This window comes from Tamlana carrageenivorans, assembly GCF_002893765.1.
Classification (GTDB): Bacteria; Bacteroidota; Bacteroidia; order Flavobacteriales; family Flavobacteriaceae; genus Pseudotamlana; species Pseudotamlana carrageenivorans.
The window spans coordinates 40,288-53,909 of record NZ_CP025938.1; the positions used below are offsets into that span (position 1 = coordinate 40,288).

Here is a 13,622-nt window from a genome sequence, read left to right on the forward strand (position 1 = left end):
ATTTTGCTTAATTTTGCAACATGCAGTTTAAAGTCGAATCAGAGTTTAGTCCTACTGGAGATCAGCCGCAAGCCATAAAACAGCTTGTGAATGGTATCCATGAAAACGAAAAATATCAAACCCTACTTGGTGTAACCGGTTCGGGGAAAACCTTCACTGTAGCCAATGTGATACAAGAGGTACAACGTCCTACCCTAGTTTTAGCACATAATAAAACGCTGGCAGCACAGTTGTATTCCGAGTTTAAACAGTTTTTCCCAAACAATGCGGTAGAATATTTTGTGTCCTACTACGACTATTACCAGCCTGAAGCTTACATTCCCGTATCTGGCGTTTATATAGAAAAAGACCTCTCTATTAATGAAGAAATAGAAAAAATGCGATTAAGCACCACTTCTTCCTTGTTATCTGGAAGGCGTGATGTTATTGTTATTGCTTCAGTTTCTTGCTTATATGGTATTGGAAATCCCGTAGAGTTTCAAAAAAACGTGATTACCTTAGAGCGTGATCAAGTTATCTCTAGAACCAAACTATTGCACCAGTTGGTTCAAAGTTTATATTCCAGAACCGAATCTGAATTTAAACATGGTAATTTTAGAATTAAAGGCGATACTGTAGATATTTTTCCAAGCTACGCCGATGACGCCTTCAGAATACACTTTTTTGGTGATGAAATTGAAGAGATCGAATCTTTCGACATTCAAACCAACCAAGTTGTTGAAAAATACGAGCGACTAACCATTTACCCTGCCAATATGTTTGTGACATCGCAAGATGTTTTACAAGGGGCTATAAAGAATATCCAGGATGATTTAGTAATTCAACATGATTATTTCAAAGAAATAGGCAAACATTTAGAAGCCAAACGCCTTAAAGAACGTACCGAATTTGATCTTGAAATGATTCGCGAATTAGGCTATTGTTCTGGTATTGAAAACTATTCACGTTATTTAGACGGACGATTACCAGGCACAAGACCTTTCTGTTTACTGGATTATTTTCCTGATGATTATTTGATGGTTATTGATGAAAGTCATGTAACCGTATCGCAGGTTCACGCCATGTACGGTGGTGATAAAAGCCGAAAAGAAAACTTAGTAGAATATGGTTTCAGACTACCTGCTGCCATGGACAACCGTCCTTTAAAATTTGAAGAATTCGAGTCCTTACAAAATCAAGTGATTTATGTGAGTGCGACACCAGCCGATTATGAATTGGAAAAAACCGATGGCGTTTATGTCGAACAAGTCATTCGTCCTACTGGTTTATTAGACCCTATTATTGAAGTACGCCCAAGTTTAAATCAAATAGATGATTTAATTGAAGAAATTCAGCAACGGGTTGAAAAAGATGAACGTACTCTTGTGACTACTTTAACCAAGCGTATGGCGGAAGAGCTCACTAAATACTTAGAGCGTATTCAAATTCGTTGTCGTTATATCCATAGTGATGTGGACACTTTAGAACGTGTTGAAATCATGCAAGATTTACGTAAAGGCCTTTTTGATGTCCTAGTGGGTGTTAATTTACTTCGTGAAGGTTTAGATTTGCCTGAAGTGTCTTTAGTTGCAATTATTGATGCCGACAAAGAAGGTTTTTTACGTTCGGCGAGATCTTTAACGCAAACCGTTGGACGTGCCGCAAGAAACTTAAACGGAAAAGCCATTATGTATGCCGATAAGATTACAAAAAGCATGCAAAAAACCATCGATGAAACCTATTACCGTCGTGAGAAACAAATAGCCTACAACACCAAACATCATATAAAACCAAAGGCTTTAAATAAAAGCCTAAATAATGTTCTTGCAAAAAACTCGGTAAGCACTTACAGCTACGAATTAGAAGCTGCGCGCGCTGCAGAGCCAGAAAGTGAATACCTAAGCAAAGTAGAACTTGAAAAAAAAATTCGTGAAAAACGAAAGCATATGGAAGAGGCTGCTAAAGCATTAGATTTTTTAGTAGCCGCAAAATTACGTGATGACATAAAAAGCTACCAAGATAAATTAGAAAAGCTAAAAGTATAAACCTTTAGCTTTTTAATGGGCTATGATAGCCTATAAAATGAAACGAGAGAACGAATTAATTATATTGTGTTTTAAAAATATCGATTAACACATCGGGTGGTACAATTTTATTAGGAAAGCTCTCCATAAGATAAAGCACTTTGTTTATGGACTCATGACTTAAACCCATACGCAATCCGAAATTATATAATTTTATGGCGCCTTTAGAATTATTGTTATCTACAAAATTTTGTTCAATGTTTAATAACAATACTAATCTATGAAATTGGACTATGCGTTCGCTATGCGATTTTAAATGCGTGTAGTCAATGGGATTATCAAGAAGATAATCGAAATCCTGACGAGATATATCTAACTGTTTAGCAACACCTAGTAAAAAATTATATTCTATACGGTTAATCTCATTATCATATTTTGCAAAAGCAATCATTTCAGATAAAAGACTTAATTTCTCGAGCTTATTTATCATGTTTTGAGGGAGTTATAGAATTACATCATAAATTTAAATAGAAAAACCTATTATATATCGTAGAATTATAGCCTCTTATCGAAAAAATGCAGGTATTTTATCGTTAATTTTATTGCGTTTATCAGTCCTCTTGATTACTACATCCAAAATAATTGCATTTTATCTAAAACGCTTTAGATCAATAACCACAAAACACTAACCGCAAAAGACTGATTACCAGTTTCTTACCGTTAAAAAACCAAGACTTCTTATTCAGCAATAAAAAAAGTATCTTTACCAATGCGTCAAAACGCTAAATCTTCATCTTTTTTGATTTCAAATAGATGAAATGAGTAAAAAAAACAACTATGACGAATAATGATATCTTTAAAAAATTACGTGTAGCCTTAAAACTTCGAGATGATGACATTGTAAAAATTTTAGAGCTTGTAGATTTTAGAATTTCTAAAAGTGAACTGGGTGCTTTTTTCAGAAAAGAAGACCACCCCAAATATATGGAGTGTGGTGACCAAATTCTACGAAATTTTTTAAATGGTTTGGTCATTCATATGCGTGGACCGATGCCTAAAAAAGGAGACACTCCAAAACCTAATAAGTAATTTATCTGCTTAATTATAATTTTATAGTCGTCTTATAAAGTGTACCTTGTTGGTTGATACCTTAAGAACACTTTACCAATAGGGTTCTTTATAATGCATTTAAAACTCCTACGCACTTGTCATAGAGATTTTTAATTCTGTCAAATTCGAGGTTGGATATAGAATCTTTTGGTTCTGTAATTTCCTGTTAGATTCTTTTAAATTAATAGTAACAGCTATTACATTATGATATTCGGACTAATGCCTTTCCTTCCTATTTGATAAAATGAATTTTTTAATCTTAAAATCAAAGCTTTTGAATAAGCCATAAAAAAACCTCGATAATCGAGGTTTTTTTATAATTTAAATATCGTAATTAGCTTCTGTCTCTTCAGGATCTAAATATTTAGGAATCCCATTTTTACCTATATCATTTGTTGGATCGCCATCGCCATCAATATCCTCATAAATGGTTAAAACACCATCACCATCATCATCAGTATCAACAAAATCTAAAATTCCATTGGCGTCCGTATCATCACCGTCAAATACCCCTTCGGCAGAATTATAAGTAAATTTTCCATCACCATTAAGATCCTCTTTATAAGAAGGCACACCGTCACCATCATGATCGTTTTCAAACATTTGTAGCACATCGAAATTAAAAACCAAACATGAATAGGAAGGAATTCCTGGTCTAACAGAACTAAAATAACCTAAGCCAGAAGGCGCAAACATTACCCCCACGCCATGGTTAATATAGTTTGAGGTACCATCATTATTTTCCATAAAAGCTTCAGCGGTATAGAATTCTGGTATTACAATTTGCCAAGCATCAATATTATTCAATAAATCAGAATTAAAAGCCCCAGTTTCAGATCTATCGAAAACTTCATTATCTAATGTAAAACCTTTATAATTGGTTACCACATTATCACAAAAATGAGGTGAAGGCGCCGTTTTATCAACGTTTTTATTCAAATCCAAGTAATAAATTTCATATTTAACATCGTAGTAAGTCACATACTTCATGATGGTATCTTGAATTAACAAACGGTGTCCCGTAGGTACCGTTTCATTTTCCTTAAGCTCGGTAATTTCGATATCTATAGATTTAGGATCTGGATTAGATCCATCAAAATCAGACGCGTTATAATAATGCGTTTCTAGATAATCCAATAATAAGGCTTTGTCTTCTATTTGTTGCTCTGCTCTATCACGAACCTCTATAGTCGTTCCATCATCATCATCATCTTTCTTACAAGATAAGAAACAGGTTGCTAAACCTAGAACAAACAAACTTAGTTTCATTAATTTCATTGTCGATATCATTATATTATATAGAAGGAAAATAGCTTAATACACGTTCTAACCACATAACTCATGGAATTGTATTAAACAAAGGGCAATATTCCTTATTTTTGAAGGCGCAAGATACAATTTTAATATAATCTTGCCCAATAACATTAACGTAGTTTTAGTAATAATTATATGCGAATTGATAAGTACTTATGGAGTGTTAGGTATTATAAAACCAGAACTTTAGCGACCACCGCATGCAAAAAAGGTCAGGTACGTATTAATGATGATATCGTTAAACCTAGTCGGGATGTATACCCATTAGACATTGTTGAATTTAGAAAGGAGCAAATTAATTATAAGATTAAGGTTAACGATCTTCCTCCAAATCGTGTGGGCGCAAAAATTGTTGATCTTTATCGTACCGATATTACACCAAAAGAGCAATTTGAGGCTAAAGAACTTTTAAAATATTCCAAAGACTATTACAGGAAAAAAGGCACTGGTCGTCCTACCAAAAAAGACCGCCGAGATATTGACAGTTATACCGATGAAAATTTTATTGAGGACACAGAATCTTAAATAAAAATGAGTAATTTTATGGCTTAAAATTAAATTTTATGACAGTTAAGAGTAATGTAATCCTTAATCACAACGAAATTACCCATAAAATACGACGTATTGCTTTCCAAATTTATGAAAGCAATGTTGATGAGAAAGAAGTTATTCTTGCAGGCATTGGAACTAACGGTTATATTTTTGCTGAAAAATTAAGAACAGTTCTTCAAAAAATATCAGACATTTCTCCTGTACTTTGTAAAGTTACTATGGATAAAAAGCAGCCTTGGTTGGAGATTTCTACATCGTTAAAACCGGAAGACTATAAAAACAAATCTTTAGTTTTAGTTGATGATGTTTTGAATTCGGGTACCACGTTAATTTATGGTGTTAAGCATTTTTTAAACGTGCCTTTAAAACAATTTAAAACGGCAGTACTTGTTAACAGAAACCACAAAAAATACCCTATAAAAGCAGATTTTAAGGGTATTTCTTTATCGACTTCTTTGAAAGAACATGTTCAAGTAAGCTTAGAGGGAAAAAACTATGAAGCCATTTTAGAATAATTCGGCAATGACCTCTTGAACAATTTCATCTTTTGTTTTGTTATCAATAGAAACGGTAATTTCTGCTTGGCTATAATAAGGAGCACGTTCAAATAAATGTTTTCCAATAAACTCGGCCATCGCTTCTTCGGTTTCAATATGAGCGATTAAAGGGCGCTTCGCTTTTTTTCGCATTAATTTTTCGGTTAATGTGGCAATAGAAGCTTTTAAATAGATACTTTTTACGTTTTTGGCATTTAAGATATCACTCATGTTATTGCTGTAACAAGGAGCGCCTCCACCAAGTGAAAGTATCATATTTTCTTTTCTAGATAAAACCTCATTTAAATATAAGGTTTCCTGTTTTCTAAAATAAATCTCTCCGCTTTTTTTAAAAACTTCGGTTACTGAAGCGTTTTCCCTTTTTTCAATAAGATCATCTAGATCAACAAAGGTATAATCCAGTTGGGCTGCTAATCTTTTTCCAATTGACGTCTTTCCAGAAGCCATATATCCAATTAATACAATAATCATTTTTCTGTTATAAATTGATTTTTAAAAGCATAGAATCATGCCTGACAAAAAAACAAAAATTTATTCAAAAAAAGCCTTGTTTTTTTAAATAAAGCTACTATATTTGCACCCGCAAACATGAATTAGTTTGCATTGAAATAATGACCTGGTAGCTCAGTTGGTAGAGCATCTCCCTTTTAAGGAGAGGGTCCTGGGTTCGAGCCCCAGCCCGGTCACAGTAAAAGCCTAAAACAGTCGTTTTAGGCTTTTTTTTGATGGTGTAAGGTTGTTTATTTTTCAAGTAATTCTGGGTCAAGAGCAAAAGGGATCAAGAGCAAAAGTTGGGGGATTTTAGAATTAAGCAAAAATAGTAGTTAATCTATAGAGGAAGAATTTTACGTTTCTCACGCCTCTGAACTGTGCTCTAAAAGCCTTAATTTTAGCATTGAAAGCTTCTGCTGAAGCGTTGGTACTTCTATTATCAAAATAGTTTAGAATGTTTTGATAGTGAACAGACATGGTTCTGGATATAGTATTAAAGCTTTTAAAGGCTGCTTGTCTAACTTTTTCATCCCATTTAGCTAATCGTGTTAGTGCGGAAGTTTTATCCTGAGTATTGTTAAAAATCCAAGATCAGTTCTGGCATAGTTTGTATGCTTTTTCTATATCAGGATAGTGTTTAAATAGTATCACTGATCTTTTAGCTTGGTTTTCAGTCCACTTATTGCTTGGCTTATAGAGTAAATATCTTCCTCTTGCCAGTAGTTGTTTTAATGTATCTCCGTTTGGAAGTATTTCAGGTGTGTATTTTAAAGATTTACTTCTAGCGTCTTCTATGGCATCATTTTCAAAATCGATGGCTTCCCACCTGTGTTTTATTCTTATTTCTTGCAAAGCGTCCAATGCTAATTTCTGCACATGAAAACGGTCTATAACTAAGCAGGCATTGGGGAATGATTTTTTGACAATGAGTCCCATGTTTCCTGCCATATCCAGAGTCACTTCTTTAACTTTATTTCTTTGTTTTAAAGGAATTTCATGAAGTATTTTTATCACTGTTTCAGCTTTAGTTCCTTTAACTATAGCTACTATAGAGCCTTTCTTTCCTTTGGCATCTTTATTGGTTAAGATGGTGTAGAGTTCGCCATTACAAAAAGCGGTTTCGTCAAGCGATAGGTAGCTTCCTAGATTCTCAGGGTACAATAGCCAATCTTTTGCATGGGCTTTTTGATCCCAAGATTTAAAATCACTTAAGTGATCTTTGTACTGGCGTTGCAGTTTCTTGGGATCAAGCACAAAAGTTGGGGAGTATTTAAAACAAAAAAGCTCCACTATGACTAGTGAAGCTTTTTGTGAGCCCTGCAGGATTCGAACCTGCGACCGCCTCCTTAGAAGGGAGGTGCTCTATCCAGCTGAGCTAAGAGCCCTCAAGAAAATCATTTTTGATTTCCGGTGTGCAAATATATAAATTAACTTTAAATGTAACCAAAAGAAATCTTCTTAATTTTCACTAAAATTCTAAAATATAAAAAACACCTTGATTTACTGAACTTTAGAAAGTGCCTTAAACAACAAAAGCATCATAATTATGATGCTTTTGTTGTTTTTCATTTATGTATTTCTACCAAAATAAGGCATAAAGCACAGTAAGTAAAATACATACTACGAAAGATCCAATATTGAATGTTGGCGATGTTTTAAACAACTCCTTAGACAATTCAATTCCTTTTAGATCATCAGCACCTTTATTTTGAAGATGACTTAATATCATAATTATTGCCATGGTAAGTAAGGCCGTGATTCCCATTTGGTGCATCCAAGGCTCAAATACTGGAATTGGTAAAAACTTTAAAGCTAATGCAATTGGAATGGATGCTACAGCACCCCAGATCGCAGCATTATTAGTTGTTTTCTTCCAGAATAAACCTAGTAAGAATACCGCTAATATTCCTGGACTCACAATTCCTGTATATTCTTGAATGAATTGAAAAGCTTGATCAATCCCCCCTAATAGTGGAGCAACGATAACAGCGATTAGTAAAGCTACTGCTCCAGAGATACGACCAACATTAACGGTCGCTTTATCGGTCGCATTTTTATTGATATATTGTTTATAGATATCCATGGTAAAAATAGTAGACGTCGAATTTAGCATCGATGCCAACGAAGACACTACCGCAGCGGCTAAAGCAGCAAAGGCCACACCTTTTAATCCAACTGGCAAGAACTGAAGTAACCACGGGTATGCTTTATCGGCTTGAGCTGCAGAAGGCACATTCAACTGCCCTACTTCACCTAAATTAGCCATAATAGATGGATCGTTAACCATCACGTACGCAGCAATACCTGGTATAACTACAATTAAAGGAATAACTAGCTTTAAAAAGGCTGCTAATAAAATACCCTTTTGAGACTCTCGTAATGATTTTGCCGCCAAGGTACGTTGTATAATGTATTGATTGAATCCCCAGTAGTACAAATTCGCGACCCATAGTCCGCCAACTAATACCCAAATTCCAGGTAAATTGTTGTAATTATCATTTGTTTCATCAAGAATCATATGAAATTTCTCTGGTGCGGCTTCCCATACTTTAGAAAAACCTTGTATAACTCCTTCACCTCCAGAAACTGTATTTAAAGCCAGGTAAGTTGTAATTAAACCACCCAATACTAAAAATACCACTTGAATAACATCGGTCCAAGCTACAGCCGATAAACCACCATACAAAGAGTATGCTGCAGAAAACAAAGCCAATCCAATTATGGCGTACATCATATCTACACCCATAATCGTTTCAATAGCTAATCCCCCTAAGTAGAGTACCGAAGCCAAGTTCACGAAAATGTAAAGTCCTAACCAAAAAACGGCTAAGATGGTTTTTAGGTTTGTAGAAAAACGTTTCTCAACAAATTCAGGAATGGTATACAATCCTTTTTCAATAAAAATAGGCAAGAAATACTTACCGACAATAATTAATGTTAATGCTGCCATCCACTCATAAGATGCAATGGCAATACCAAGGGCAAACCCGGAGCCTGACATCCCAATAAATTGTTCTGCAGAAATATTAGCTGCAATTAATGATGTTCCAATAGCCCACCATGGTAATGATTTACTTGCTAGAAAATAATCTTCGGCGTTCTTTTGGTGGCCTTTTTTATCTCGGGATACCCATAAACCTACGCCTAGTATCAAAATGGCGTAAGCTACAAATACTACATAATCCCAGAAATCGAAACCTGCTGTCATAATAAGTTAGTTTTTTAGTTAAGTTGAAAAGCAAATATAAAATTTATTTATAACTAAATTAGAACAATCTTCAAATAACCGACTGGTAGGGTCTGGTAGGTATAAAATATTTTTTTATATCTTTGTTTCACATTATGATAGAAATAAACATAAATACAGGAACACCTAAGTATAAGCAAATCATTTTAGCTGTAGAACAGGCTATTTCTAAGGGGCACCTAACCATAGGCATGCAGCTACCTTCCATTAATAGCATTAAAGAAACCCACAAACTTTCTCGAGATACGGTTTTAATGGCCTATAACGATTTAAAAAACCGTGGCATTATTCAGTCGGTTGTTGGTAAGGGCTATTTTGTTGCTAGTGAGCACGTTCATATTCAACAAAAAATATTTTTACTTTTTGATGAATTAAACAGTTTTAAAGAAGATTTGTACAATACTTTTCTCAATGAATTAGGCCCAAACATTCAAGTTGATATTTTCTTCCATCATTTTAATGAAAACACCTTTAGTAAATTGATTAACGATCATTTAGACGATTACCATTACTACATTATCATGCCTGGGCTACTAAAAAACACATCAAAAGTTATTAACGTGTTGCCTAAGGACAAGGTTTTCATATTAGATCAGCTTCATAGCGACCTCAAAGGTTACGCTGCGATTTATCAGGATTTTGAAACAGATGTTTTCTCTAGTTTAAGTAAAGTAAAAGATCTCATAAAAAAATACAAACAATTCGTTTTGGTTTTCGACCCCAAAAAACAACCTTCTGGTATGAAAAAAGGCTTCGTGAAGTTTTGTAAGCAAAACGCGATACCTTACCAAATTACGGCCTTTTTTGAGCCTGAAACGCTAAAAAAAGGCGATTTATACATCACACCAGACGACAGGAGTTTATTAAACATCATCAAAGTTTTGAAAAAGGACAACCTCATTATCTCTAAAGACATTGGCGTGATTTCATATAACGAAACCCTCTTAAAAGAGGTTGTTGAAGGTGGTATTACCACAATTTCAACAGATTTTAAATACATGGGGAAACGTTTGGCCGAAATGATTCTAAACAACGAACATACTCAAGTTAAAAACCCACATAACATATTCATTAGACATTCATTATAAAACCACATTATTGTGTATAACATAAATCATCATCCAGAAGAACAGATTTTAGAAATTGAAGATTCAACTTCTAAAACGTATGCTAAAATTCACCTAAATCAAGGCGCATCTTTACAAGAATTAACATTAAACGGTCAACAAATCATTCAGAATTTGAGACCACTAATTTATGAAAACACTTTCGCCTCGGCGATTCTTTTTCCTTTTGCGAACAGAATAAAAGATGGGCAATACACATTTAACGACCAAGACTATCAATTTGACATCAATCAAAAGCAAGAAAATAACGCACTTCACGGATTGATTTATAACAAACGCTTTGATATTAGCGATACTGAAGTTTCAAAACATAAAGCTTCGGTGGTCTTAAAGTTTAAAGAAGATAATGAGTCAAATGGTTTCCCTTACACCTACCAAATCCAACTAAAGTACACGATTAGCCACCAAGGCTTAAACCTAGATTTTTCTGTAAAAAACACAAGTTCAAAAATCTTTCCGTTTACCGTAGGCTGGCATCCATATTTTGTTTGCGAAGATTTAGATCAAAGTATTCTACAATTTGATAGCACCAAGAAAATTATAATCGGCGAACGCAATATCGGTACCGGAATTGAAACCATTAAACCCGTTAAAAATTTCAAATTAAAACACCAACAGCTCGATGATTGTTGGGTTTTAAACTCTGGAGATGTGTATTTTAAAACACCTGGTTACGAGTTAAAAATAGCCTCGGATGGCGACAATAACTTTATGCAGGTCTACACGCCCCCATTTGAAAACATCATTGCTATCGAACCTACAACTGGCGTATCCGATAGCTTTAACAATAAAATAGGACTTCAGGTTCTAGAGCCCAACAACCAATTCAGCATCAGCTGGAGTTTACAACTAAATCTTAAATAAAAGTCTACTAAAATGAGCACAGCACTAATTAATGATGTTAAAAAGGTTTACATCGACACGTTTAACAAAGAACCTCTTCTTATTTTTTCTCCAGGACGTATCAATATTATTGGTGAGCACACCGATTATAATGATGGTTTTGTTTTTCCAGCAGCGGTAAATAAAGGTATTGCGGCAGCTATTGAAAAAAGTGACGCAAACCTATCTACAGCCTATGCGCTGGATAAAAAAAGTAAAGTAGAATTTGAACTCGATAAAATAAAACCCTCTTCAGAAGGACATTGGCAAAATTACGTGCTAGGTGTCGTTGCCGAAATTCAAAACAGAAATAAAACGGTAGGTAACTTTAATATTGTTTTTAAGGGTGATATACCTGGAGGCGCAGGAATGTCTTCTTCGGCAGCTTTGGAAAATTCGGTGGTTTTCGGACTTAATGAACTTTTCAAATTAGGCCTTTCTAAGGAAGACATGATTTATATTTCTCAGAAAGCCGAACACAATTATGCGGGGGTTAACTGCGGAATCATGGATCAATACGCGAGCATGTTTGGAGTTAAAGATCACGCCCTTCATTTAGATTGCCGAAGCATTGAAGCGAAACCTTATAAAATTGATTTTAAAGATCATCAGCTTATGCTTATTAATACTAATGTGAAGCATAGTTTATCTGATAGCGCATACAACGACCGCCGTTCTGCTTGTGAAAGCATTTCAAAATTATTAAATATCAAGGCTCTTCGAGATGCTACCGAACAAGATTTAGAAACTATAAAAGATCAAGTAACGCCAGAGAACTTCCAAAAAGCCTTATTTGTAATTCAAGAAAATGAACGTACACAAAAAGCTGCTGAAGCTATTAAGGATAACGATTTAGAAACTTTAGGTGCCTTAATTTACGACTCTCACCAAGGGCTTCAACACCAATACAAAGTAAGCTGTGAGGAATTAGATTTCCTTGTGAACCAAGCTAAATTTAACCCAAATGTTTTAGGAGCTCGAATGATGGGCGGCGGATTTGGTGGCTGTACCATTAATTTAATTGCAAAATCTGAAGCAAAAGCCTTTGCAGCACACGCTTCCAATGCCTACAAAAAAGCGTTTAACAAAGACTGCTCTGTTTATTTTATTGAACTCGCAGAAGGTACACATTTGGTTAACTAAAAAATTCCATAACAATGACAAACACTAACTTACAAGACTACTCACACAAACGATACAATATCCTAACAGGAGAATGGGTTTTAGTTTCTCCGCATCGTGCTAAACGCCCATGGCAAGGACAAAATGAAGCAATATCCAATGAAAAACGGCCTAGCTACGATGAAACCTGTTATTTATGCGCTGGAAACACGCGAATTAATGGTGAAGTTAACCCCAACTACACCGATGCCTTTGTGTTTACAAACGACTTTGCAGCGTTACAAAAGGATTCCAAAACTTTTGCTGTAAACGACGGGCTTTTAGTTGCGCAGAGTGAAACAGGCATTTGCAAAGTGGTATGTTTTAGTCCGGACCATTCAAAAAGTTTGGCCGACATGACGCCTAAAGAGATAGAAAAAGTTGTTTTCACTTGGCAAAAGGAATTTAAAGATCTTGCCGAAAATCCAGACATTAATTATGTACAGATTTTTGAAAACAAAGGCGCTGTAATGGGATGTAGTAATCCGCATCCTCACGGACAAATATGGAGTCAATCTACACTTCCAAACGAAGTTGACAAAAAAAACACCCAGCAACTTAATTACTTCTACAAAAATAACAGCAGTTTATTAGGCGATTATTTAGCACAAGAATTAGAAAAACAAGAACGTATCATTTTTGAAAATGATGAATTTATAGTTTTAGTACCGTTTTGGGCCGTTTGGCCGTTTGAAACTATGATTGTTCCTAAAAAACATCAAGCAAATATTTTGGATATGAGTGCTGAACAAGCGCTACAATATGCTGAAGCCATTTCGGTAATTACCAAAGCTTACGATAAATTATTTAACACCTCGTTCCCTTACTCCAGCGGAATCCACCAAGCGCCAACCGATGGAAATGAAAACAAACATTGGCATTGGCACATGAGTTTTTATCCGCCACTTTTAAGAAGTGCTACCGTTAAAAAGTTTATGGTAGGTTACGAAATGTTCGGTTCGCCACAACGCGATATTACTGCTGAATCGGCTGTGAAAATGCTACGTGATTTACTTTAATAATCTAATTAAGTTACGTTATAAATTCTAAAGAGGCTGTCTAAAAAGCGAAGACTTTGTCATATTGAGCCTTTCGAAATATCCCAACACTCATATGATCATAATAGGTTTCGACAAGCTCAACCTGACAAACAGGGAATTCATTAGCTTTTTAAGAC

Annotated in this window: 12 protein-coding genes, 2 tRNA genes and 1 pseudogene; 9 read left to right on the forward strand and 6 right to left on the reverse strand. The window is 34.9% G+C overall.

Annotated features, from left to right (window positions below; translation table 11 throughout):
• Positions 1 to 20: 20 nt before the first annotated feature.
• Positions 21 to 2,024 carry an excinuclease ABC subunit UvrB gene (uvrB, locus tag C1A40_RS00195; RefSeq protein WP_102994123.1) on the forward strand — a complete coding sequence of 668 codons (2,004 nt, stop codon included), beginning with the start codon at positions 21 to 23 and terminating at the stop codon, positions 2,022 to 2,024.
• A gap of 55 nt (positions 2,025 to 2,079) precedes the next feature.
• On the opposite strand, the gene C1A40_RS00200 is transcribed toward uvrB, so the two are convergent.
• Positions 2,080 to 2,493, reverse strand: a complete 414-nt coding sequence (locus C1A40_RS00200) for a hypothetical protein (protein WP_102994124.1) — start codon at positions 2,491 to 2,493, stop codon at positions 2,080 to 2,082.
• Between the two features lie 347 nt (positions 2,494 to 2,840).
• Here C1A40_RS00200 and C1A40_RS00205 point away from each other — a divergent pair, with 347 nt between their 5' ends.
• Positions 2,841 to 3,092, forward strand: coding sequence for a DUF1456 family protein (locus C1A40_RS00205; protein ID WP_102994125.1), 252 nt, complete (start codon positions 2,841 to 2,843; stop codon positions 3,090 to 3,092).
• Positions 3,093 to 3,434: 342 nt separating this feature from the next.
• Here C1A40_RS00205 and C1A40_RS00210 read toward each other — a convergent pair whose 3' ends face one another.
• Positions 3,435 to 4,391 (reverse strand): FKBP-type peptidyl-prolyl cis-trans isomerase, encoded by a 957-nt coding sequence (locus C1A40_RS00210; protein WP_102994126.1) that lies wholly within the window; start codon positions 4,389 to 4,391, stop codon positions 3,435 to 3,437.
• 171 nt (positions 4,392 to 4,562) lie between these two features.
• On the opposite strand from C1A40_RS00210, the gene C1A40_RS00215 reads away from it, so the two are divergent.
• Complete coding sequence (locus C1A40_RS00215) at positions 4,563 to 4,952, forward strand: RNA-binding S4 domain-containing protein (RefSeq protein ID WP_102994127.1); 390 nt, start codon at positions 4,563 to 4,565, stop codon at positions 4,950 to 4,952.
• A 38-nt stretch (positions 4,953 to 4,990) separates the two neighbouring features.
• A complete protein-coding gene (locus tag C1A40_RS00220; RefSeq protein ID WP_102994128.1) occupies positions 4,991 to 5,494 on the forward strand; it encodes a phosphoribosyltransferase family protein in 504 nt (167 codons plus the stop codon).
• On the opposite strand, the gene C1A40_RS00225 is transcribed toward C1A40_RS00220, so the two are convergent.
• Positions 5,486 to 6,007 (reverse strand): shikimate kinase, encoded by a 522-nt coding sequence (locus C1A40_RS00225; protein WP_102994129.1) that lies wholly within the window; start codon positions 6,005 to 6,007, stop codon positions 5,486 to 5,488. The two genes, C1A40_RS00220 and C1A40_RS00225, sit on opposite strands and share 9 nt — an antisense overlap.
• Before the next feature lie 142 nt (positions 6,008 to 6,149).
• Between C1A40_RS00225 and C1A40_RS00230 the strand changes: the two genes are divergently transcribed.
• A tRNA-Lys gene (locus tag C1A40_RS00230) sits at positions 6,150 to 6,222 on the forward strand.
• Positions 6,223 to 6,343: 121 nt separating this feature from the next.
• Here C1A40_RS00230 and C1A40_RS00235 read toward each other — a convergent pair.
• The 3 genes and pseudogenes from C1A40_RS00235 to C1A40_RS00245 form a co-directional block, all read right to left on the reverse strand.
• Positions 6,344 to 7,318: pseudogene (locus C1A40_RS00235) on the reverse strand (ISAon1 family transposase).
• 21 nt (positions 7,319 to 7,339) lie between these two features.
• Positions 7,340 to 7,413 (reverse strand) — tRNA-Arg (locus tag C1A40_RS00240).
• Positions 7,414 to 7,607: 194 nt separating this feature from the next.
• The gene (locus C1A40_RS00245) at positions 7,608 to 9,236 is read right to left on the reverse strand and encodes a sodium/sugar symporter (RefSeq protein WP_102994130.1); all 1,629 of its coding nucleotides are present in this window, start codon (positions 9,234 to 9,236) and stop codon (positions 7,608 to 7,610) included.
• 134 nt (positions 9,237 to 9,370) lie between these two features.
• Between C1A40_RS00245 and C1A40_RS00250 the strand changes: the two genes are divergently transcribed.
• Genes C1A40_RS00250 through C1A40_RS00265 form a run of 4 tightly spaced genes read left to right on the forward strand, consistent with a single transcriptional unit; the run spans position 9,371 to position 13,464 of the window.
• Positions 9,371 to 10,363: a GntR family transcriptional regulator gene (locus C1A40_RS00250; RefSeq protein WP_102994131.1), complete on the forward strand. Its 993-nt coding sequence runs from the start codon at positions 9,371 to 9,373 to the stop codon at positions 10,361 to 10,363.
• Positions 10,364 to 10,375: 12 nt separating this feature from the next.
• The gene (locus C1A40_RS00255) at positions 10,376 to 11,266 is read left to right on the forward strand and encodes an aldose 1-epimerase (RefSeq protein WP_158651229.1); all 891 of its coding nucleotides are present in this window, start codon (positions 10,376 to 10,378) and stop codon (positions 11,264 to 11,266) included.
• A gap of 12 nt (positions 11,267 to 11,278) precedes the next feature.
• Positions 11,279 to 12,427 carry a galactokinase gene (gene galK, locus C1A40_RS00260; protein ID WP_102994133.1) on the forward strand — a complete coding sequence of 383 codons (1,149 nt, stop codon included), beginning with the start codon at positions 11,279 to 11,281 and terminating at the stop codon, positions 12,425 to 12,427.
• Positions 12,428 to 12,441: 14 nt separating this feature from the next.
• Complete coding sequence (locus C1A40_RS00265; RefSeq protein ID WP_102994134.1) at positions 12,442 to 13,464, forward strand: UDP-glucose--hexose-1-phosphate uridylyltransferase; 1,023 nt, start codon at positions 12,442 to 12,444, stop codon at positions 13,462 to 13,464.
• Positions 13,465 to 13,622 lie beyond the last annotated feature (158 nt).